The organism is Shinella sp. OV683 (genome assembly GCF_057787725.1).
Window position 1 is genome coordinate 3,694,628 of sequence record NZ_CM173543.1, and the last position, 21,596, is coordinate 3,716,223.

General features: G+C 59.9%; 22 protein-coding genes. 11 read left to right on the forward strand and 11 right to left on the reverse strand.

Going from position 1 to position 21,596, the window contains the following annotated elements; genetic code table 11:
* The first annotated feature begins 116 nt into the window (after positions 1-116).
* Both fabI and ACXHRN_RS17895 read left to right on the forward strand, forming a co-directional pair.
* Positions 117-935, forward strand: a complete 819-nt coding sequence (gene fabI / locus ACXHRN_RS17890; RefSeq protein ID WP_488637660.1) for an enoyl-ACP reductase FabI — start codon at positions 117-119, stop codon at positions 933-935.
* A gap of 13 nt (positions 936-948) precedes the next feature.
* A complete protein-coding gene (locus ACXHRN_RS17895) occupies positions 949-1,563 on the forward strand; it encodes a histidine phosphatase family protein (protein WP_488637661.1) in 615 nt (204 codons plus the stop codon).
* Here ACXHRN_RS17895 and ACXHRN_RS17900 read toward each other — a convergent pair.
* Together ACXHRN_RS17900 and ACXHRN_RS17905 are read right to left on the reverse strand one after the other, a co-directional pair.
* Positions 1,541-1,978 carry a DUF1284 domain-containing protein gene (locus ACXHRN_RS17900; RefSeq protein WP_488637662.1) on the reverse strand — a complete coding sequence of 146 codons (438 nt, stop codon included), beginning with the start codon at positions 1,976-1,978 and terminating at the stop codon, positions 1,541-1,543. The genes ACXHRN_RS17895 and ACXHRN_RS17900 overlap by 23 nt on opposite strands.
* 28 nt (positions 1,979-2,006) lie before the next feature.
* The gene (locus ACXHRN_RS17905; RefSeq protein ID WP_488637663.1) at positions 2,007-2,591 is read right to left on the reverse strand and encodes a biotin transporter BioY; all 585 of its coding nucleotides are present in this window, start codon (positions 2,589-2,591) and stop codon (positions 2,007-2,009) included.
* Positions 2,592-2,788: 197 nt separating this feature from the next.
* On the opposite strand from ACXHRN_RS17905, the gene ACXHRN_RS17910 reads away from it, so the two are divergent.
* From ACXHRN_RS17910 to ACXHRN_RS17930, 5 genes are all read left to right on the forward strand, one after another.
* Positions 2,789-3,715, forward strand: coding sequence for a histone deacetylase family protein (locus tag ACXHRN_RS17910; RefSeq protein ID WP_488637664.1), 927 nt, complete (start codon positions 2,789-2,791; stop codon positions 3,713-3,715).
* A gap of 7 nt (positions 3,716-3,722) precedes the next feature.
* Positions 3,723-3,977: an exodeoxyribonuclease VII small subunit gene (locus ACXHRN_RS17915; protein ID WP_488637665.1), complete on the forward strand. Its 255-nt coding sequence runs from the start codon at positions 3,723-3,725 to the stop codon at positions 3,975-3,977.
* 222 nt (positions 3,978-4,199) lie between these two features.
* Positions 4,200-6,128, forward strand: a complete 1,929-nt coding sequence (locus tag ACXHRN_RS17920; protein ID WP_488637666.1) for a methyl-accepting chemotaxis protein — start codon at positions 4,200-4,202, stop codon at positions 6,126-6,128.
* A 127-nt stretch (positions 6,129-6,255) separates the two neighbouring features.
* Entirely contained in the window at positions 6,256-7,263 is a 1,008-nt protein-coding gene (locus tag ACXHRN_RS17925; RefSeq protein ID WP_488637667.1) for a DUF4424 domain-containing protein, read from the forward strand.
* Between the two features lie 117 nt (positions 7,264-7,380).
* Positions 7,381-7,776 carry a hypothetical protein gene (locus tag ACXHRN_RS17930; protein ID WP_488637668.1) on the forward strand — a complete coding sequence of 132 codons (396 nt, stop codon included), beginning with the start codon at positions 7,381-7,383 and terminating at the stop codon, positions 7,774-7,776.
* Between the two features lie 46 nt (positions 7,777-7,822).
* Here the strand turns inward: ACXHRN_RS17930 and dxs are convergent, their stop codons facing one another.
* The 4 genes from dxs to ACXHRN_RS17950 all read right to left on the reverse strand — a co-directional run bounded on the left by dxs (position 7,823) and on the right by ACXHRN_RS17950 (position 13,482).
* Positions 7,823-9,739 carry a 1-deoxy-D-xylulose-5-phosphate synthase gene (dxs, locus tag ACXHRN_RS17935; protein ID WP_488641937.1) on the reverse strand — a complete coding sequence of 639 codons (1,917 nt, stop codon included), beginning with the start codon at positions 9,737-9,739 and terminating at the stop codon, positions 7,823-7,825.
* 193 nt (positions 9,740-9,932) lie between these two features.
* Positions 9,933-11,120, reverse strand: a complete 1,188-nt coding sequence (locus ACXHRN_RS17940; protein WP_488637669.1) for a serine hydrolase domain-containing protein — start codon at positions 11,118-11,120, stop codon at positions 9,933-9,935.
* A 194-nt stretch (positions 11,121-11,314) separates the two neighbouring features.
* Entirely contained in the window at positions 11,315-12,238 is a 924-nt protein-coding gene (locus tag ACXHRN_RS17945; RefSeq protein WP_488637670.1) for a pirin family protein, read from the reverse strand.
* A gap of 158 nt (positions 12,239-12,396) precedes the next feature.
* Positions 12,397-13,482 (reverse strand): calcium-binding protein, encoded by a 1,086-nt coding sequence (locus ACXHRN_RS17950; protein WP_488637671.1) that lies wholly within the window; start codon positions 13,480-13,482, stop codon positions 12,397-12,399.
* Positions 13,483-13,869: 387 nt separating this feature from the next.
* Here ACXHRN_RS17950 and ACXHRN_RS17955 point away from each other — a divergent pair, with 387 nt between their 5' ends.
* Positions 13,870-14,613, forward strand: coding sequence for a TlyA family RNA methyltransferase (locus tag ACXHRN_RS17955; protein ID WP_488637672.1), 744 nt, complete (start codon positions 13,870-13,872; stop codon positions 14,611-14,613).
* A complete protein-coding gene (locus ACXHRN_RS17960; RefSeq protein ID WP_488637673.1) occupies positions 14,610-15,860 on the forward strand; it encodes a class I SAM-dependent RNA methyltransferase in 1,251 nt (416 codons plus the stop codon). The genes ACXHRN_RS17955 and ACXHRN_RS17960 overlap by 4 nt, the downstream gene beginning before the upstream one ends.
* A gap of 3 nt (positions 15,861-15,863) precedes the next feature.
* Here the strand turns inward: ACXHRN_RS17960 and ACXHRN_RS17965 are convergent, their stop codons facing one another.
* From ACXHRN_RS17965 to ACXHRN_RS17980, 4 genes are all read right to left on the reverse strand, one after another.
* Positions 15,864-16,136 carry a type II toxin-antitoxin system YafQ family toxin gene (locus ACXHRN_RS17965; protein ID WP_488637674.1) on the reverse strand — a complete coding sequence of 91 codons (273 nt, stop codon included), beginning with the start codon at positions 16,134-16,136 and terminating at the stop codon, positions 15,864-15,866.
* Between the two features lies 1 nt (position 16,137).
* Positions 16,138-16,395, reverse strand: a complete 258-nt coding sequence (locus ACXHRN_RS17970; RefSeq protein WP_488637675.1) for a type II toxin-antitoxin system RelB/DinJ family antitoxin — start codon at positions 16,393-16,395, stop codon at positions 16,138-16,140.
* A 73-nt stretch (positions 16,396-16,468) separates the two neighbouring features.
* The gene (locus tag ACXHRN_RS17975) at positions 16,469-17,227 is read right to left on the reverse strand and encodes a crotonase/enoyl-CoA hydratase family protein (protein ID WP_488637676.1); all 759 of its coding nucleotides are present in this window, start codon (positions 17,225-17,227) and stop codon (positions 16,469-16,471) included.
* Positions 17,228-17,237: 10 nt separating this feature from the next.
* A complete protein-coding gene (locus ACXHRN_RS17980) occupies positions 17,238-19,019 on the reverse strand; it encodes an acyl-CoA dehydrogenase (RefSeq protein WP_488637677.1) in 1,782 nt (593 codons plus the stop codon).
* 200 nt (positions 19,020-19,219) lie between these two features.
* On the opposite strand from ACXHRN_RS17980, the gene ACXHRN_RS17985 reads away from it, so the two are divergent.
* A complete protein-coding gene (locus ACXHRN_RS17985; RefSeq protein ID WP_488637678.1) occupies positions 19,220-20,212 on the forward strand; it encodes a transporter in 993 nt (330 codons plus the stop codon).
* Between the two features lie 76 nt (positions 20,213-20,288).
* On the opposite strand, the gene ACXHRN_RS17990 is transcribed toward ACXHRN_RS17985, so the two are convergent.
* Positions 20,289-20,888: a short chain dehydrogenase gene (locus ACXHRN_RS17990; RefSeq protein WP_488637679.1), complete on the reverse strand. Its 600-nt coding sequence runs from the start codon at positions 20,886-20,888 to the stop codon at positions 20,289-20,291.
* Positions 20,889-21,011: 123 nt separating this feature from the next.
* On the opposite strand from ACXHRN_RS17990, the gene ACXHRN_RS17995 reads away from it, so the two are divergent.
* Entirely contained in the window at positions 21,012-21,515 is a 504-nt protein-coding gene (locus tag ACXHRN_RS17995; RefSeq protein WP_488637680.1) for a cupin domain-containing protein, read from the forward strand.
* Positions 21,516-21,596 lie beyond the last annotated feature (81 nt).

The window sequence follows — 21,596 nt, forward strand, 5'->3', positions numbered from 1 at the left end:
GCGATCACTACACCAAATCTTGCCGTTGCTAACATTTGATGATTTGCCCGCGCTTGAACCGTCGGTCAGCCTGTGCGATAGCGCACCCTAGATTTTCAGTTTCTGGAGTGACCTTCATGGCTCAGACTGCCGGATTGATGGCGGGCAAGCGCGGCGTCATTATGGGCGTTGCCAACAATCGTTCGATCGCCTGGGGCATTGCCAAGGCCATCCACGCACAGGGTGGCGAGATCGCATTCACCTATCAGGGCGAAGCGCTGAAGAAGCGCGTCGAGCCGCTGGCTGCCGAAATCGGCGCCATTGTTGCTGGCGATTGCGATGTCAGCGACGAAGCCAGCATCGACTCCGCATTTGCGGAAATCGAAAAGATCTGGGGCAAGATCGACTTCCTGGTGCATGCCATCGGCTTTTCCGACAAGGACGAGTTGACGGGGCGGTATGTCGATACCACGCCCGAGAACTTCGCCAAGACAATGCAGATCTCGGTGTTCTCGTTCACTTCCGTGGCGCGTCGAGCTGAAAAGCTGATGACCGATGGCGGCTCGATGCTGACGCTCACCTATTATGGCGCCGAGAAGGTCATGCCGAACTACAATGTCATGGGCGTCGCGAAGGCGGCACTCGAGGCAAGCGTGAAGTACCTCGCGGTTGATCTTGGACCGAAGAACATTCGCGTCAATGCGATCTCGGCCGGCCCGATCAAAACGCTTGCCGCTTCCGGCATCGGCGACTTCCGCTATATCCTCAAGTGGAACGAGTACAACGCGCCACTGCGCCGGACCGTGACCATCGAAGAAGTCGGCGATGTCGGCCTCTACATGCTTTCGGACCTGTCGCGATCGGTGACCGGCGAAGTCCATCACGCCGACAGTGGCTACCACGTGGTGGGCATGAAGGCCGTCGATGCGCCGGATATCGCCGTCGCCAGGGAATGATCAGGATCTCTCCTTGACCCTCTACATCATCCGCCATGGCCAGACGGACTGGAACGCCGAGTATCGTCTGCAGGGCCAGAAGGATATTCCGCTCAATGCACTCGGCCGCAGCCAGGCGACCGAAAACGGCGTGTTGCTCAGCCGACTCGCCAGCGATCTCGCGCGCTACCGCTTCGTATCGAGCCCGCTTGCCCGCGCCCGCGAGACCATGGAGCGTGTTCGCGCTGCTGCCGGTCTCGATGCCAGGGCCTATGAACTCGATGAGCGACTGCGCGAAATCTGCTTCGGTGATTGGGAAGGCCAGACGATCGACGAAATCCGCCTTGTCACCCCCGAAAAGCTCGAGGAGCGCAACGCCGACAAATGGCATTTCGTGGCACCGGGCAAGAATGCCGAGAGCTACGAGATTCTCTCCCGACGCGTCGATGACTGGCTAAAGAGCGTCGAAGGCCCAACGGTCGCCGTCTGCCATGGCGGCGTCATGCGCTGCCTGTTCACCCTGACGGCCACGCTGAGCACCGCGCAGGCAGCCAATCTCGATATCCCTCAGGACCAGATCCTGAAATATCAGAACGGCAAGCTGGAGTGGATCGCGAGTGCAGAGGTCAGTTCGGCGCAAACAGCCTGACGCCGGAGTAATCCTCGGCCGCGATTTCCGTACAGAATTCATTCCATGAACAGCGGATGCAGGCCTTGCGGATCGAGCCATCGGCAAAGCCCTCGCGCAGTTGCGTGATCGCAGCCTTGTCCAGAACAAGCGGCATGTCGGCGCCGAGTTCTAGCCGGCTGCGAATAGCTTCTATGGCGGCGATATCCATTTCAGCCGTTTCGGCCTTGGCGCAATCATGGTCGCAGACGGTGCGACAGTGGGCGGTGAAGCCGCCGCAGATATCGTCCGGGCCCTCGCACAGCACCACCGGCCGTCCCGCGTCGATCTGGCCGACGATATCGGTCATGTTGTCGACGAAAGGCTTGGTGTAGCCGAAACCACGATAGGTCAGGATGCATAAAAAATGGTGCCCGCGCAAACGCACGGGCACCATCTGGGATGTCAGTTTGCTCTCTGAGAGATCAGAGCTTGGCAAAGTGCGAGGCACCCTTGAGAACGCCCTTGCCCAGCAGCAGCGCGAGCGCCATCTTCAAGAGATCGCCAAGCACGAACGGATAGAGGCCGTATTCCAGCGCCTTGTCGAAGCCGTAGAGATAAGCGAGGTAGGCAATGCCGAGGCCGAAGATTACGACTTCACCGGCAACCAGCGTCGCCACCATCCCCGGCCAGGACTTGGTGATGCCGCGATCGGCCATGAAGCCCATCAATGCAGCGGCGCCGAGAAAGCCGAAGAGGTAGCCGGCGGTGCCGCCGATGAAAACGGCCGGACCCGAAGAGAAGCCGGCGAAGACCGGCAAGCCGATCAGGCCTTCGATGAGGTAGAGCGCCACGGTCGCGGTCGCCAGGCGGAAGCCGAAGGTGATGCCGATCAGCATGACGGCGAGCGTCTGCAGCGTCATCGGAACCGGGAAGAATGGCACCTGTATCTGCGACATTGCCGCCAGGAACAGCGAACCGAGAACGGTGATCGCAGCCTTGCGGGCGAATGTGCCGCCGAGCATGTTCTCGAGTGTTTCAGCGCCGGATTTGATTGCTATATCAGCCATCGGGTAACTCCCCTCATGTGTGATCCAAGACTTCCTCTGTCACAAACCACCCATCCAATGTCAATCAGCAATATTTTTCTCAATCGATTTATGCGGAACTTCATTTTGCCTTGCAGCATTTCCTTGCCGACAAGCATCTGTTGACATCGCGTTCCCGCAGATGGACCGCCACAGACCGAGAGGCTATACCATTTTTCATGACAACCCGGCTCTATGAACATTCCGTCTTCCTGCAGCATCAGGTTCCCGAGGGACATCCGGAGCGTCCGGACCGCCTCCGGGCGCTCAACGCTGCGCTGGAGCATCCGCATTTTGCGGGTCTCGAGAGGGTCGAGGCCAGGATTGCCAATGAGGATGCGGTGCTGCTCGCCCATCCGGAATCCCACCTGACTTTCGTGATGCGTTCGATGCCGGAAGAAGGCGTCCGGCAGATCGAAGCCGACACCCATGCCGGCCCCAAGAGCCTGCAGGCTGCGCTGACGGCCATCGGCGGCGCCATGGAAGCAGTCGATGACGTGTTTTCGGGCAAGGCTGACAATGGTTTCGTCGCCGGGCGGCCGCCGGGCCATCATGCCGAGCATGACAAGGTGATGGGCTTTTGCCTGTTCAACACGGTGGCGATTGCCGCCCGTCATGCCCAAAAGGTGCACGGTGCCGAGCGTGTGGCGATCGTCGATTTCGATGTTCACCACGGCAATGGCACCCAGGACATCTTCTACAACGATCCGAGCGTGCTCTATTGCTCGACTCACCAGATGCCGCTTTATCCGGGCACTGGCGCCAAGGGCGAGACCGGGGTTGGCAATATCGTCAACGCCCCTCTCCGCCCCTATGCCGAAGGTGACGCCTTTCGCGAGGCGGTCAATTCCCGGGTGCTGCCGGCGCTCGAGAATTTCCGGCCGGATCTGGTGCTGGTCTCCGCCGGTTTCGACGCCCACCATCGCGATCCGCTCGCGCAGATCAACCTGGTCGGCGATGATTTCGACTGGATCACGGGCAAGCTGATGGACATCGCGGCCAAATATGCCGGCAACCGTCTCGTCAGCGTTCTGGAAGGCGGCTATGATCTCGAAGGGCTGGCCGAATCGGCTGGCCTGCATATTGCGCGATTGATGAAGGGTTGATGTGAGCATGACTGGAGCAGCGGAAACAGCCGAGGTCTCTGGCCTGTCGTTCGAACAGGCGGTCGCCGAGTTGGAGACCATCGTTGCGCGCCTCGAACGCGGCGACGTGGCGCTCGACCAGTCGATCGCCATCTATGAGCGCGGCGAAGCGCTCAAGAAGCATTGCGAGACGCTCCTGAGTGCGGCCGAAGCCCGTATCGAGAAGATCCGCCTCGACCGAAACGGCAAGCCTACCGGCACCGAACCGCTCGATCGCAGTTGAGCAATTCTCAAAAGCTACGGCGATTCGGGTTCCCGGCCCAAGTACACGGAAGCATGCTCAGGGTGGCAAACGCACGACCGCTCTACTGCCAATATATCGGAAAATCGTTGGACATGCCCAAATCTGGCGCAAAATTGCCGAAAATCGAATTCCATTGACAGTTAATTAAGCACGATTTTGTTACTTTCTCGATCAGACATCGTCAATCGAGATCCAAAAACAATGGCATCAATTCAGCATAAAATTGTAGTCGCCAGCATCGCTATTTTTGCACTTTCCGGAGGCGCGACGGGCGTCGGCATATGGTCGGCGGCGACCCTGATGGAAAACAGTGCCATCGTCACTCGCTCGGCGCAGGTGCTGCGCAACCACATGCAGGCCGACATGATGCATGACGCGCTGAGGGCCGATGTGCTTGCCGCGCTACTCGCTGCCAATCCCGCAGCGGGGATCAAGATGGCTGACGTCAAGGCCGACCTCGCTGAACATGAGACTACATTTCGAGAGATGGTTGCAGCCAACAAGACACTCGCTACTGATACGGCAACTCAGAAAGTGCTCGCGGATGTCGAGCCACCCTTGCTAAAATATATCGAGAGCGCGACCAAGATGGTTGCCCAGGCAGAAAGCGATTCAGCTGCAGCGTTGAAAGATCTGCCCGATTTTTTGACACAATTCTCCATCCTTGAATCGGGGATGGAGGCGGCGGGTGACCAGATCCAGGCCGCGTCCGAAGCCGTGTCCCAGCAAAGCGCCGCCATCCAGAGTATCATCAACATCCTTCTGGAGGTCATTTTCGGCCTGACCGTGGTCTTTTCAATTGGCCTCTATCTCCTGACACGGAAGACTGTCACCAAACCGCTGCGCGCACTCTCCGGCGACATGCAGAAGCTGGCAAGCGGCCAGACCGACATCGATTGCACCGGCAAGGGACGCAAGGACGAGATTGGCTCCATGGCCGCCGCCGTCGAAGTGTTCCGACAGGCAGCGATTTCCAACAAACGTCTTGAACACGACAGTACAGCCGCACGCGAGCAGGCTGACCGTGACCGCATTGCCGACCAGCAGCGCGCCGAAGCCGATGCCACCGAGCGCCTGAAGATTGCCACGTCCGGCCTCGCTGCCGGATTGCAACGGCTGGCGGCAGGCGATCTGGCCTTCCAGATCGACGAAGCCTTCGCGCCAGATTTCGAAGCCCTGCGCCACGACTTCAACAGTTCGGTCAAGCAGCTCGGCGACACGATGTCGGCGATCTCAATGGGCATTTCGGCGATCGACAACGGTACACAGGAAATCTCCTCCGGCGCCAACGATCTGTCGCGCCGCACCGAGCAGCAGGCCGCCTCGCTCGAAGAGACGGCTGCCGCACTCGACGAAATCACCGCAAACGTCACGAGCTCCAGCAAGCGCACCGACGAGGCCCGCACGGCAGCCACCGACGCCAACAGCAGTGCTGCCAAATCCGCCGAAGTCGTCGGTCATGCCGAAGAAGCCATGGAACGCATCGAGGCCTCCTCGCAGCAGATCTCCAATATTATCGGCGTCATCGACGAGATCGCCTTCCAGACCAACCTCTTGGCATTGAATGCCGGCGTCGAAGCGGCCCGCGCCGGCGAAGCCGGCAAGGGGTTTGCCGTCGTTGCCCAGGAAGTCCGAGAACTCGCCCAGCGCTCCGCCAAGGCCGCCAAGGAAATCAAGGGGCTGATCCAGAACTCCACGACCGAAGTCGGCAGCGGCGTCAGGCTGGTGCGCGAAACCGGCGTGGCGCTGAAGACGATCAGCGAACAGATCGCCGATATCAACCAGCATATGAATGCGATCGCCACCTCGGCCAAGGAACAGTCGACCGGCCTGGCTGAAGTCAACACCGCCGTCAACTCGATGGACCAGACCACGCAGCAGAACGCTGCGATGGTCGAGCAATCCACTGCAGCCTCTGCGAGCCTGGCGATGGAAGCGGCCAAGCTCCGCGAACTGGTGTCGCAGTTCAAGCTGCAGTCGACGGCTTCGGTGACCTCTTCAGCACTGCGCCAAGCCGCGCGCGCCATGGCCGAGCCGGTGCGCCACGCCCCCGTTCGCCAGCCGGTCGCACCGCGAAAGGTCGCCTCCGGTGGTGCCGCTCCTTCGGGCGGCGACTGGCAGGAATTCTAATCCTAACAACTTCGAATGCCACACGCCCCCGGAGAAATCCGGGGGCGTTTTATTTGTGGGCCTGAAATGAGTGACCATTGACGGGGTCGCCACATAGCCTGCCGTCAATGTTGTTTGGGAGGCATGCATGATCCGGTCCGTCACCACAGCCCTGCTCTTGAGCGTTGCCGCGCTGCCGGCATACGCCAATGACACGACGGCCCAGTTGGAAACCGGCGGGCTGGAATTCACGCGTACTGACTCGATTTCGATGGATGAGGAGAAGCTCTACATTTCTCCCAAGGAAGTGCGCGTAGACTATACCTTCCGCAACACCTCGGACAAGCCCGTCGAGACCTATGTCGCCTTCCCGATGCCGGATATCGAGGGCGGCCCGGAGCAGAATGTCGATGCCGGCAACACGGCCAGTGACAATTTCCTCGGCTTTTCAGTGGTGCAGGATGGCGTCGACATCAAGCCGGACCTGCAGCAGCGGGCCTATTCCGGCGACATCGACATGACCGATGTCGTCGCAGCAGCCAAAATACCGATGAACCCGCAGAGCGACGAGGCGCGCGCAGCTCTTTCGAAACTACCGCAAGAGACACTTGACGACTGGCAGGTACGCGGCTTGATCATGGCCGACATCTACGACGATGGTTCCGGCGAGAAAAAGGAATATGTACCGCTCTGGACGCTGAAATCAGCCTATTGGTGGAAGACCAGCTTCCCGACCGGCATGGATATCCACGTCTCGCACAAATATCATCCGAGCATCGGCGGCACGGTGGCCACGACCTTCCTCGATGAGAACAATGAGCCGAAGGGTGATCGGTTTGCCGAGTACAAGAAGAAATATTGCGTCGATGACGCCTTCGTCAAACTGGCAAAACAATCCAACGCAGACATGAATGCAGGCAAGCCCTATCTGGTCGAAAACTGGATCTCCTATGTCCTGACGACCGGCTCCAACTGGCTCGGGCCGATCAAGAAATTCACCCTGATCATCGACAAAGGCGAACACGACAATTTCGTCAGCTTCTGCGGCACCGGCGTCAAGAAGACCGGCGACACGACCTTCGAGATGACCGCGACGGACTTCTATCCGGAGAATGACCTGGAGATCTTGCTGCTGGTGCCGACCGGGGCGCCTTAAATAAATAAAATTGATAGATTTTTTGTATATATCACCATGACCACAGAACTATCAAAAGCACATCTGATTTATAATATGAGGCCAGATCTCGTACATATGTCAATTTATGAATATACAGTGAGTAAATTGATAGGTCATGGCGTTAAGCGTAATCCTGAAAGCAGGACAGTTCTTGAAGACAAGCAGCTATTACTTCTGTTCGTCAAACTGGAGCGGGCGCGGCGCTTAGGAGATTTTGCGACCGTCCAATCCCGCATGCTCCACATCGAGAGCTATGTGAAGGCTCACAACAAACAGCAAGTCTTAGTTTTTGCCTACATGTATCTGCGCTTCTCAGATGCGAGCCCCGCAGAAATTCACGCGCCCACTGTTTCGGACAATGGCGTCACGTATAGCAAAAGATACAGGCGGCCGGTCACAAGCGAAGAGGCCGCGATCTACGAATGGTCGTCCGCATGGTACGATCGATACAGCAAACATTATTTCAGAGCTCTCAGGCAAACCAACAAATGAAAGTGGATCTACACAGACCCGATTGGCAAATCTGAAAACCGTCGCGCTATCTTATTGAAATACCTTGCGCTTCATTAACCGGTTGACCGAGCATGTTGAACACGGTCGTCACGATTCCCTTCCGGTCGATGCCGGCGAGGGCGTTCATGACCTCGGGCTTGGCCTGGTCCATGAACGTATCCGGCATGACCAGCGGTCGCACCTTCAGGCGTCCGTCGAGGAAGCCTTCATGAGCGAGGAAATGCAGTACATGGGCGCCGAAGCCGCCGATTGCGCCTTCCTCGACCGTCAGCAACACTTCGTGATTGCGGGCAAGCTGGCGGATCAGGTCGAGATCCAGCGGCTTGGCAAAGCGGGCGTCAGCCACCGTCGTTGACAGTCCTGCGGCGTCGAGGTCTTCTGCCGCCATCAGGCAGTCGGCAAGCCGGGTACCGAAGGAGAGCAAGGCCACCTTCGTGCCTTGCTTGACCACCCTGCCCTTGCCGATCTCAAGGATTTCGCCACGCGCCGGCATGTCGACGCCGACGCCCTCGCCGCGCGGATAGCGGAAGGAGATCGGACCGTCGTCATAGGCTGCGGCGGTGCGGACCATATGCTTGAGCTCGGCCTCATCGGCCGCCGCCATGACCACGAAACCGGGAAGGGTCGCGAGATAGGTCGTGTCGAACGATCCGGCATGGGTGGGGCCATCGGCACCGACATAGCCGGCGCGGTCGATGGCGAAGCGAACCGGCAGGCCCTGGATCGCCACGTCATGTACCACCTGGTCATAGGCGCGCTGCAGGAAGGTCGAATAGATCGCCACAAACGGTTTGTAGCCTTCGGCGGCGAGGCCAGCCGCAAAGGTCACGCCATGCTGCTCCGCGATACCGACATCGAAGGTGCGGGCCGGGAAGATCTCCGAGAACTTATCAAGGCCGGTGCCGGTCGGCATGGCAGCAGTGACGCCGACGATCTTCGGGTCGTGCCTGGCTTCCTCGATCAGCGCTTCGGCGAAGACAGAGGTGTAGGCGGGCGCGTTCGGCTTGGCTTTGGCCTGGGTGCCGGTGATGACGTCGAACTTGTTGACACCGTGATACTTGTCGGCAGCGGCTTCTGCGGGCGCGTAGCCCTTGCCCTTCTGGGTGACGATATGGATCAGCACCGGGCCGTTGCCATTATCGCGGACATTGCGCAGCACGGGCAGCAGATGCTCGAAGGAATGGCCGTCGATCGGGCCGATGTGGTAAAAGCCGAGCTCTTCGAACAGCGTGCCGCCGGTCACGTAGCCACGCGCATGCTCGACAGCGCGGGTGATGGCGCGGTCGACCTTCTTGCCGAGATAGGCGGTGAGCTTCTTGCCGATTTCGCGGAAACCGAGATAGGTGCGGCCCGATGCCAGACGCGCCAGATAGGCGCTCATGGCGCCCGTGGGTTGGGCGATCGACATGTCGTTGTCGTTGAGGATGACGATCAGCCGCGCGTCGAGCGAACCGGCATTGTTGAGCGCTTCGAACGCCATGCCGCCGGACATCGCGCCGTCGCCGATGATGGCGATGACGTTGCGCTTGGATTGATCCATCTCGGCTGCGACCGCCATGCCGAGGCCAGCGGAAATCGAGGTTGAGGAATGGGCGGCACCAAACGGATCGTATTCGCTTTCGGCTCGCTTGGTGAAGCCGGAAAGCCCGTTTTCCTGGCGCAGCGTGCGGATGCGATCGCGGCGACCGGTGAGGATCTTGTGCGGATAACACTGGTGGCCGACGTCGAAGATCACCCGGTCATAGGGTGTATTGAACACCTTGTGGATGGCAATCGTCAGTTCCACCACGCCCAGACCAGCACCCAGATGGCCGCCGGTCTTCGACACTGCATCGATCATTTCCGCGCGCAGCTCTTCGGCCAGCTGCGGCATATCCTTGTCATCGAGCTTCCGGAGATCGTCAGGATATTTCACCTGATCGAGAAGCGGCGTCTGGGGCATTTGACTCACGATTTGGTCCTGTTTGCCGGACATCATATTGATCCGGCTTTATTATCGGTCTTGGCACCTTTTTCAATCGCAAAGGGCGGGTAAATTAAGGCGCAAGTATCCAAATTACAGTTATTCCGCCAACAGGGCAAAGACAAACCGTTCATTTCCCAGTGATTGTGTCGATTTGCAGCACTTCCCCCCGTCAGGAGGCAAGCGCTTCGCGGATGGCGCGGATCATCGCCAGCGTCAGCTTGGTGCGATCGGCATTGAGGAATTCCGGCCAGCTCGACAGTTTGACAGCCGTAAATTCGGCATCCTGATCCATGTATAGGATCTGTCCGAACACGCCGCGCCCGACGAGAACGGGACGATCGACATCCTCGATCCAGAACTGGTTGTGATAGGCGCCGTTGGGCAGCACGACCTGGTAAACGGGGCCAAAAATGGCATGGTTTGCCGCCTTGGATGTCGCGATCCATTCTGCCGGCACGATCTGCTTGCCGTTGAAACTGCCGCCATTGGTGATCATCTGGGCAAAGCGGCCATAGTCCCGCAGCGTCGCGTTAAAGCCGCCATCGGCCAGCGCATAGCCGCCGCGATCGACCGTAAAGTATGCGTCTTCCTCGGCGCCGAGGGGTGCCCAGAGATGTTCGCTGACGAGATCGGCGAGCATCTTGCCAGTGGCGCGCTGCATGACGAATGCCAGCACATCGGTCTCGATGGACCGATAGCGGAAAGCCTCGCCATGCGGCATTTCCAGTTCGGTCAAGGTCAGGATGAAGTCCCACATCGTCGTCGGCCAGGTGGGGTCCCTGAGATCTTTCCAGCCGCAGGCGATATCGACCTTGGCCATGTGGGAATCAGGGGATGTATAGGACTCGTCGAACAGCACGCCGCTGGTCATGTCGAGGACATGCTGCACTTTCGCGCCGCGATAGGCGGTTGCTTCGAGCTCGGGCAGGTATTGCGTCACCAGCGCTTGGGGATCGATCAGCCCCTTATGAATCAGGATGCCGGCCACAGTGCCAGTCACCGATTTGGCCACGGATTGCGACAGATGCGGCGTCTGCCGCTGCATACCGTTCAAATAAGTCTCGGAAACCACCGCGCCGCGATGCATGACCAGAAAGCCGTCGGTGAACGTGTTGGCCAGGACATTGTCAACGCTGCGCTCGACGCCCTCATGGGTGAAACGCAACCCACCGATATGCTCGATCGTTTCGGGCAGCGCCGAGGCTCCACCAGCGCCACGCCATACGCGGGTGGTCGGGGTGAGATCGCGGACATTCAGGAAAGACCAGCGATTATAGGGACCGAGATCCCATTCGGCGCGCGGAATGATCGGCGCGCCGGGATTTTTGGGGTCGCGGTAGATTTGTTCGACAGTCACGGCTCTCTCCCAATTCGAATCTGCCCCTCACCCTAGCCCTCTCCCCATAAGAACGGGGAGAGGGAATCCGCCCCGAGTACAGTTCTCCACGAGAGTATTTTTCGAAGATTGAGAGATGCGCTAAGAGCAAGGCATATGGGACAAGACTCCCTCTCCCCTTTGGCGGGGAGAGGGCTGGGGTGAGGGGCAAAAAATCAGCTGGCCGGCAGCGGAATGAACTCTTCCTCGTCGCCCGGGACGATGTCGAACCGGCCGGTGCGCCATTCCTCCTTGGCCTGTTCGATGCGCTCCTTGGAGGAGGAGACGAAGTTCCACCAGATATAGCGTTTTGACGACATGGTCTCGCCGCCAAACAACATGACGTGGCATGGTTCATCGCCGGTCACGAGATCGACCGTATCGCCCGGCCTGAAGACCAGCAGCTGGTCGGCCTCATGCCGGATTCCCGAGACCAAGAGCGAGCCGGACAGGATATAGGCCGCGCGCTCATCGGCGCCTGCGTGGAACGGACAGGAGGAATGCGGCTCGATGCGGAGATCGACGTAAAGCGTGTCGGTCGGCACCGGCACCGGCGAGGTCAGCCCCTGCCACTTGCCGATCACAACGCGACCGGCATAGCCGCGATCGGAAAATTCCGGCATCGTCTCGACCTCTGCATGCAGGAAGGCGGGGTCCATTTCCTCATGGCTGTCGGGCAGAGCCAGCCATGTCTGCAGCCCTGACAGGGAGAATTCGTGGCCACGCAGGTTTTCCGGCGTCCGCTCGGAATGGACGATGCCGCGGCCTGCCGTCATCAGGTTGAGATCGCCGGGCTTGATGACCATGCCGTTGCCGAGGCTGTCCTTATGGGTCATCTCGCCGTCAAACAGGTAGGTGACGGTGGAAAGGCCGATATGCGGATGCGGACGGACATCCACGGCCTGCCCTGCCTTCAGCAGTGCCGGGCCCATGCGATCGAAAAAGATGAACGGTCCGACTAGTCTTCGCTTGGCCGTCGGCAAAGCGCGGCGAACTTCGAAGTTGCCGATGTCCGACGTGCGCGGGATGATCAGCATCTCCACCTGGTCGATGGAAGCGCTGTCGCCGGCAACGGGATCTGGACATGGGAAGAAGGACATGGGGCGCACCTGCCAGAACTGGATCAGCTACCCACTATGAAGCAAAGCCGGGCGAATTCAAGCGCTGCGGTTGCGACCACATCGTTCAAAAATCGGCACCGCCATTCCGGATTCGACAACATGGCTGGCGAACGCGCAGACGGCTCAGACCGCATGGCTCAGATCACCAGGAAATCCGAAGCATGGAGATCGGGGGTGCCTGCCAGCCGGGCGAGCAGCACGGCATCCTTCGAACCCGAACCGTCGGCATCGAACCATAAGGCGCCGGTCTCGGTGTTGTAGATCACCCGATCGTTGGCATCCAGGGCATCGCCATGCGCGTTCGCCCGGAACATCGATGCTTTCAACACGCCGGGCGAAGGCAAAGGTGCATCGAACAGGCTGAGGCTCAGGCCGATGAAATCGGTGCCGGCCTCGAAATCCCATATCCGGTCGCCGCGCTCCTGGAGAGCAGCGAAGAAAAAGGTATCGGCGCCTGCGCCGCCCTGCAGCCGGTCCGCACCAGCGCCGCCGCTCAGCCGGTCATCGCCGGCTCCGCCGCCAAGGCGATCATCGCCGCGCCCGCCCAGCAGGACGTCGTCGCCGTCCATGCCCCACAGGCGATCGTCGCCGTTCAAGCCCGATAGCGTGTTGGCGCCGGCCGAGCCAAATAAGGTGTTCTCCAGCCCATTGCCGATGCCGAATATGGCGGCGCCTCGAAGCCTCAGATTGTCGACGTTGGCTGCGAGCGTGAAATCCACCGCGGAAAGAACGACATCCTTGCCCGCGCCGCTCTCTTCGACGATGACGTCACCGGATGCCCATATGACATAGCGGTCGTCGCCGGCGCCGCCGACCAGCGTATCGTTGCCGTTGCCGCCGCTGAGACGATCTTGGCCGTCCATGCCGAGGAGCATGTTGTCGAGGGAATTGCCGCGCAGATCGTTGTCATCCTCATTGCCGGTGGCGGTGACGGCGGTACCGACCAGCGTCAGGCGCTCGACATTCGCTGCGATCGTATAGTCGGCGGAGGCATAGACGATGTCAAAGCCCTCTCCCGTGGCTTCGGTGACGATGTCACCCGCATCATCGACGATGTAAATATCGTCGCCGACACCGCCGATCATCGTGTCCGTGCCGGTGCCGCCGTCAAGCCTGTCGTTGCCGGCATAAGATTTGATGATGTCGCCCAGATCGCTGCCGCTAAACGTATCGTCGCCGGAAAGAAAGTTGGCAGTGGTGCCCGGAACAACACTTTCGTACAACTGGTTGTAAAAATCGATTAGGCTGGATGTCCACTCCACATGATAGGGTGGATCAAATTCAAGCGTGAGTCCCAAACTTGTCCCTGAGGAAACTGTAATTGTCAGGATTCCACCGCTGTAGCTCCCAATTAAATTCGAGCCAGCTGTATCAAAAGTTACCTTGCGGGTAATGTCGTCAACATAGGTCCATTCAAGACTGGAAAAAAAGTGCCGTTTAAGGTTCCAAGGCCGAACAGGTGGTCAGAATTGAACGCTACATCCATATTCGATGTAAATATATTTGCCACAGCCGCCTCCGAACATCTTAAAAGGCATTCACGCATACTTACTCAATACCACATCAAATAGCAACCAGAGCGTTAACGCGCAACCATCGAGAAAAATGACATGCCAGAAGCCTCCCGCCTCGACCAACTGCTCATCGCCCGTGGCCTGTTCGAGAGCCGCTCGCGGGGACGCGACGCCATTCAGCGCGGCACCGTGCGGGTCGATGGCGAAATCGTCACCAAGGCAGGCATGTTGACGCCGCTCGAGGCCAAGATCACCGTTGACGACCCGGCCCAGTCCTATGTGTCCCGCGCTGCCCTGAAGCTGATCGCGGCACTGGACCATTTTGATCTCTCACCGAACGGTCTCGATTGTCTCGATATCGGTGCATCCACTGGCGGTTTCACCCAGGTACTGCTGGAGCGCGGCGCGACCCACGTCGTCGCCGTCGATGTCGGCCATGACCAGATGGACCGGCGCCTGCGTGAGGACAGACGCATCACCAACCTCGAAGGATTGAATGCTCGCGTGCTCGATGCCGACCATCTGGACGAGCGCACGATCAAGGCCGTTGTTTCGGATGTTTCCTTCATTTCGCTGAAGCTCGCAGCACCTTCCGCACTCGAACTCGCGGAAACAGGCTCCTGGTGCGTATTGCTGGTCAAGCCACAGTTTGAGGCCGGCCGTGACAATGTCGGCAAGGGCGGCATGCTCAAGGACCCCTCTTCCGCGCCGAAAATCGCTGAAGATCTCGAACTCTGGTTGAATTCGCTTGGCGGTTGGCAAAGCCTCGGTGTAATCCCCTCTCCAATTTCCGGCGGCGACGGGAATAGCGAATTCCTTTTGGCTGGAAGAAAATCATGAGCACCGAGACTGTCACGATCCACGCGGTAGGCGCAGAAGGCGACGGCATTGCCCGCACCCCGGGCGGTCCTGTCTTCGTGCCCTTCACCCTGCCCGCGGAAGAAGTGGCAATCGCCCGCGTCAAGAGCCAGGGCACTGTCATGTCCTGGGCAACCACATCACCCGATCGCGTTGCTCCGAAGTGTCGGCACTTCGGACCCGAGGGCAAGGGCGGCGCCTGCGGCGGCTGCTCGCTGCAGCATTGGGCGGATGCACCCTATCAGGCCTATAAGCGCGAACTGGTGATCGACGCACTGAAGTCGCGCAATATCGAAACCGAGGTTGCGTCGTTGGTCGCTTGCGCGCCTGCCGAACGCCGTCGCGTGACGATGACCGGAAGGCTGACCGACAAGGGCGTGGCGCTTGGCTTCATGCAGGCATCGAGCCACAACATCGTACCTGTCGAGGAATGTCCCATCGCCCATCCGGCCATCGTCGCCAGCCTGCCGATGGTGAAGCGGTTGGCCTCGGCTCTTGCCGCCGGCTCCGAGCCGTTCCGCATCACCATCCAGGTGACGTCGTCTGGCCTCGACCTCAATTTCACCGATCTCAAGAAGCCGGATGCCCGCAAGCGCCAGGCCGCCACAGACCTCGCCATGCGTGAGAGGGGTGTGGCACGTGTCTCGCTTGCCAGCGAAATCCTCGTCGAACCGCACAAGCCGCTGGTCGAGTTCGGTGGTGTGCAGGTCGTGCTGCCGCCCGGCAGCTTCATGCAGGCGACCGTCCGTGCCGAAAATGCCATGGCAGAATTGGTCGTCGGCCACATCGGCAAGGCCAAGCGCGTCTCCGACCTGTTTGCCGGCTGTGGCACATTCTCATTGCGGCTTGCCCGAACGGCGGCGGTGCATGCAGTGGAATTCGAGGCGCCGGCGCTGGCTTCACTCGATTACGCCGCCCGCCACGCACAGGGTTTGAAACCCGTCAGCGTCGAGCGCCGTGATCTCTATCGTAGGCCACTGCAGCCGCTCGAAATGAAATACACCGATGCACTGGTCTTCGACCCGCCGCGCGCCGGCGCGGAGGCCCAATGTCACGAGATCGCAAAGTCGAAAGTCGCCCGCATCGCGGCCGTTTCGTGCAATCCGGTGACGCTGGCGCGCGATCTCGAAATCCTGATCGCCGGTGGCTACAAGCTGAAATCGGTTGTGCCGATCGACCAGTTCCTGTGGTCATCGCATGTGGAAGCCGTGGCGCTGCTGGAGCGGTAAAGGCTACTCGTCGAAGAGGTCTGCATGGGAACCTGTTCGGGCCAGATGCAACTCTTCGCCCGCGACCCTATAAATCAGCAGCCAATCTGGCTCGATATGCAGATCGCGGTAACCTTTCCAGTCGCCGCGCAACGGATGATCCTGCAAGCGTTCCGGCAAGGCACTGCTTTCGAGCAACAAGACCAGCACGTTTCGTAGCTTGGTCATATCCTTGCCGCGCTTTTCCACGCGCTCCACATCTCTGCGGAACTGCGCGGAACGGACCGGCGTCAACACATCAGATACCCAAATCCTTGAAGAGTTCGTCAGCCGTGTTGAAGCGCTTGCCCTTGCCGTCTTCAAGCTCGCTCATGGCAGCACGGGTCGCGGCATTCGGCGTCTTGATCGGAAATGGAAATTCCTCGTCGGAGGCAATCCGCACCAGCAGAAGCCGAATGGCATCGGAAACAGACAGGCCCATCTTCGCAAGGGCCTCTGTCGCCTTATCCTTCGTGGCGGAATCAATCCGCGCGCGCACCACTGCATCCGATGTCATTTGAAACTCCATATGTAGCATCAATGTAGCTACATTTTTTGAAAATTCAAGTCCCGACTGCTAGGCTTGTGCGTTACTTCCTTCGGGTAAAAAACGCCTCATAAACACCAGCGGCTTCCTTCGACTGCAACTGCGCGAGGAAGTGCTCCATCTCCTCGTCCATGCGCGTCAGGATCTCGTTGACATCGCCCTTGACCAGCTTGCGCGACAGCATCAGCGAGTTATGTGGCCGGGCCGCGAGGTTGGAGGCAGCGGCGAGCACCGTCTCTTCGAGTTCATCTTCGCCGACGATCTTCCAGATCACGCCGGCGTCTTTCGCGTCCTCGGCGGTGAAGGGCAAACCGTTGACCAGCATGGCGAAGGCGCGTTGGGCGCCCATGATGCGCGGGCCGAGCAGGCTCGATCCCGCCTCCGGAACAACGGCGAGATCGGTGAATGGCGTGCGGAACACGGAGCGTGCCGTGGCGAAGGTCAGGTCGCAATGGAAATTCATCGTGACGCCGATGCCGATGGCGATGCCGTCGACGCCGGAGAGCAGCGGTTTTGTAAACCGAGCGAGTTCGTGGATGAAAGCCAGCACGTTTTTCGCCTCGGACTTTTCCTTGGCGATCTCCATGAAGTCGGTGAGGTCGTTGCCCGAAGAGAAGCAGCCCGGCACGCCGAACAGCACCGCGGCCGCGATGCTGTCGTCATCATTGGCATCCGCCAGCGCCAGAGCCATCGCGCCGTACATTTCGCGGGTGATGGCGTTTTTCTTGTCGGGCCGGTTCATGCGGATGACGAGAATGCCGGGATGGTTTGCCGGACGTTCGAGCAGGACGAGATCGGTCATTTAAATTCCTTTATGCCAATACAGCGCGGGCTGCGGCGAGGCTTTCGGCGCCGTTGATGACGCGATCCTTGAGGGCTGTGGTTTCCGACAGCAGGTTTTCAGCAGCAAACCGCGCGAGCGCGATGCGCGCATCGTCCTTGCCGTCACCACCTTCGGCAAGACCTGCCTTGGCGAGGTAGATACCGGTCAGTGTCAACCCGAATTGACGCTGATAGGGGGTTGCGCCCGATAGTGCTTCATTCATACGGCCGCCGCCGACGCTGGCCAGCAGCCACTCGGTGGCTTCTTCGAGATCGGCGATTGCCTCGGTCAGTTTGTCGGCGGTGCGGCCGAAGCCCGGTCGATTGGACTGCCTGACATCCTCGACCACCGCCTTGAGCTCACCAATAAAGCCCCTGACATGCGCGCCGCCGGATTGCGGCAGCTTGCGGCCGATCAGGTCGATGGCCTGGATGCCATTGGTGCCTTCATAGATCGGTGCGATGCGCGCATCGCGATAAAGCCGCGCGGCGCCGGTTTCCTCGATATAGCCCATGCCGCCATGCACCTGCACGCCAAGCGAGGAAACCTCGACGCCGGCATCCGTGGGGATGCTTTTGGCGAGCGGCGTCAGCAGGTTGGCGCGCGCCTCCCAGAAGGCGCGGTCAGCACTCTCGGAAACATGCGCCATATCGACGGCATGTGCGCAGGCATAGGCGATCGAGCGCGCGCCCTGGGTCAGCGCCTTCATCGTTACCAGCATGCGCTGGATATCGGGATGCTCGATGATCGGGCTCATGCCCTCGCCCTTCCAGCCGACGGCGCGACCCTGCGTGCGCTCATGAGCATACTGGATGGCCTTTTGCGTGGCGGCCTCGCAGATCGCCACACCCTGCATGCCGACGGACAGCCGGGCGTTGTTCATCATCGTGAACATGCAGGCGAGGCCCTTGTTTTCCTCACCGACCAGCCAGCCGACGGCGCCCTTTTCCGCGCCGAACTTGCCGTCGCCATAGATCATCGTGCAGGTCGGCGAGGCGTGGATGCCAAGCTTGTGCTCGATGGAATGGCAGTAGACGTCATTGCGGTCGCCGAGCGAACCATCGTCGTTGACCAGGAATTTCGGCACGATGAACAGCGAGATGCCGCGCGAACCCGCCGGCGCATCCGGCAGGCGCGCCAGCACCAGATGGACGATGTTGTCGGTGAAATCGTGCTCGCCATAGGTGATGAAGATCTTCTGGCCGAAGATGCGGTAGGTGCCGTCATCGCGCCGCTCGGCGCGGGTTTTCATTACCCCAAGATCGGAGCCGGAATGCGATTCGGTGAGGTTCATCGACCCCATCCACTCGCCCGAAACCATCTTCGGCAGGTATTTCTGCTTCAGTGCATCGGAGGCATGCGCGTCGATTGCTTCAATTGCACCGATCGTCAAGGTCGGGCCGATAGCAAAGCCCATCGAGCCGCCGTTCCACATCTCGAAGGTCGACACCAGCAGCATGTGCGGCAGACTCTGGCCGCCGAATTCCTCGGGTGCCGTCAGCCCGTTCCAGCCGCCTTCCGCCCAGCGGCGATAAAGATCGGCCCAGCCGTCCGGCGTCTTGATCTTGGCGTCGGCAAGTCGCGCGCCCTGCTTGTCGCCGATATCGGCGAGTGGCGCGACTTCCTCGGTGGCGAAACGACCGGCTTCGGAGAGAATCGCTTCGGCCAGATCTTCGGTCAGATCGCTGAAGCGGCCCGCGCCGAGTGCGGCGTCGAGGCCTGCCACATGCTTGAGGGTAAAGACGATCTCTTCGACCGGTGCCTTATACATGTGCTCTCCTCCCACATGGCAATCTCGCCCAGACTACGGGCTGTCGGTTAGCAAATCCACAGCCGGGTCGGGAAAATCGCTAATTGATTTTTACGTAAACGTCAATCGTGCCAATAGCCGGTCCGGAGCCGCCCTTTGATTGTTACACAACTGTCATAAATCAGGCCTATGGCTCTGGAGAACAAAAGCCCCGGGGCCGCATGGAACTGACGACATCAACCATTCCCGGCTTCGTCTGGGCACATTGCTTCTCAGCCGACCAGGGACAATCCGAGCGATTGCCGGCCAATGTCGGCATCGACGAGGTGCTGGCCGCGAACGGCTTCATCTGGCTCCATCTGGGCTTAAGTGACGCGCGCGTGCCGTCGCTGCTGGAAAAGCTGCCAGGCCTGTCGGCGGAAGCGATCCAGGCGCTGACCAGCCGCGATCCGCATGCGGTGTTGTCGGTGTCGCGCGATCTGGTCTGCGGCACGCTGGTCGATTTCCAGCGCGGCTTTGACGAGATGACGTCCGAGATCGGCTGGCTGCATTTCGCGGTGACGGACAGGATGATCGTCACCACCCGGCTGCATCCGCTACGCAGCGTCGATCGCGCCCGCACCGCGATGGAGAAAAGCAACAAGATCAATGCGCCGCTTGATGTGCTTGGCACGCTTGTCGTTGAATTCCAGCGTACTGTCATGGCCTTGGTGCTGGAGATTAACGAGGAACTCAACATCATCGAGGACTTCGTCTACGAAAATGCAGCCCGCGACGAACGCCACAAGCTGGCCCCTGCCCGCCGGACGATCGTCAAGCTACACCGGCATCTGCGCACCGAGCTCGCCTTGTTGCGGCGCGCCGGTGCGCTTGACGACGACGAAATGCCGGACGGGTTCGAGGATATCGCCCGGCGGCTGACCGACCGGATCGAGACGGTGGAGCGCGACGTGTTTTCGCTCCAGGAGCGAGCCCGGCTGCTGCATGAAGATATCGATTCCCGCGCATCGTCGGAAACCAACCGCCACCTCTATATCCTCTCGCTGCTGACGGCCTTCCTGATGCCGCCGACGCTGGTGACCGGCTTCTTCGGCATGAACACCGAGAACCTGCCATTCGCCCACACGGATGGCGGCACCGTGTTTGCCGGCATCCTGATCGCGCTGTCGATCGGGCTTGCCTGGATGCTGCTCAAGAAGGCACGGATACTTTGATGTTGTCTCCCCCGCGATGACGGGGGGAGAGGTTTTGGCTTCGATTACAACTGACCGGAACGGGGCCTTGTCCAGATCAATACCCGACCTTGTAGACCTGGCCGGTGCCGGCGCCTTCGACGCTGCGCGAGAAGGCCAGTGCTGCGTCTGCAACCGGGATGGGCTTGAAGCCGCGGAAGAACGGACCGTAGTGGCCGAGCGCTTCCTCGAACACGGTGGCGCTGACCGAGTTGATACGGATGCCACGCGGTAACTCGATTGCCGCCGATCTCACGAAGGCATCGATCGCACCGTTGACCATGCTCGCATTGGCGCCGGCCTTGATCGGCTCATCACCCAAAATGCCGCTGACCAGCGTGAAGGAACCGCCATCGTTGAGATGCTTCGTGCCCTCGAGCACGAGGTTGACCTGGCCCATGAGCTTGTCCTTGATGCCGACAGCCATCTTCTCCTCGGTGATCTCGGCGAGCGGGCCGAAATGCGCCTTACCGGCCGTGCAGACGATAGCGTCGAGCTTGCCGACCTTCTCGAACATGGCGCGAATGCTCGCCACATCCTTGATATCGACGGAGACATCGCTGTTGCGCGAGGCCGCAATCACCTCATTGCGCTTGGAGAGTTCGGCAACCACGGCGCTGCCCAAGAGGCCGCTCGCGCCCACAACCAGAATCTTCATCTTCGTTCCTTCTTCGCTTTTCTTTCAGCTATGGCACAGGTTCGATCAAATTTTAGGCTTTCGTTCAACCGTTCCCCAAAAATTTCGTGTCAAAGAGAAGCCACTGGGGAATGGGAGAGTTTTATGTCTTTTGGTGGCACTGCACAGTCATTCGTGGCCATGGATCCGAATTTCATCGCGGGTCGCTCGGAAGACGTTGTGATGCAGGATGCGCCGATCAATCCGGACTGGATCATCTCCGGCACCCCGGTGGCGCGCGCGGGATTGCACTCCCCCAGCGTCGACGGAAAGTCCTCGACCCATATTTGGGAATGCAGCGCCGGCAGCTTTTGGTGGACCTTCCATGACGAAGAGACCGTGTTCATTCTTGACGGGTCCGTGCGGGTCACATCTGAAAGCGGCGTTGTGAAGACGCTCGCCTCCGGCGACATCGCCTATTTCGCAGCTGGCACGAAAGCACTGTGGGAAATCGACGACCACGTGCGCAAGATCGCTTTTCTCCGCCGACGCTACTCCGCGCAGGTCCAGGCACTGCGCACCGTTCTTGGTCGTATGAAACGAGCCGAACTGCCTGGTATCGCCAAGCCATCCTTCCTCGGAGCGCTGGCGGCAATGCTGCCGCTCTGACATTGCCCACCCATCCCTTTTGGGAGCGCTGCACGCAGCGCTGCCGATGCGACATAAATGTTGCACTGCGACTATTTAGCG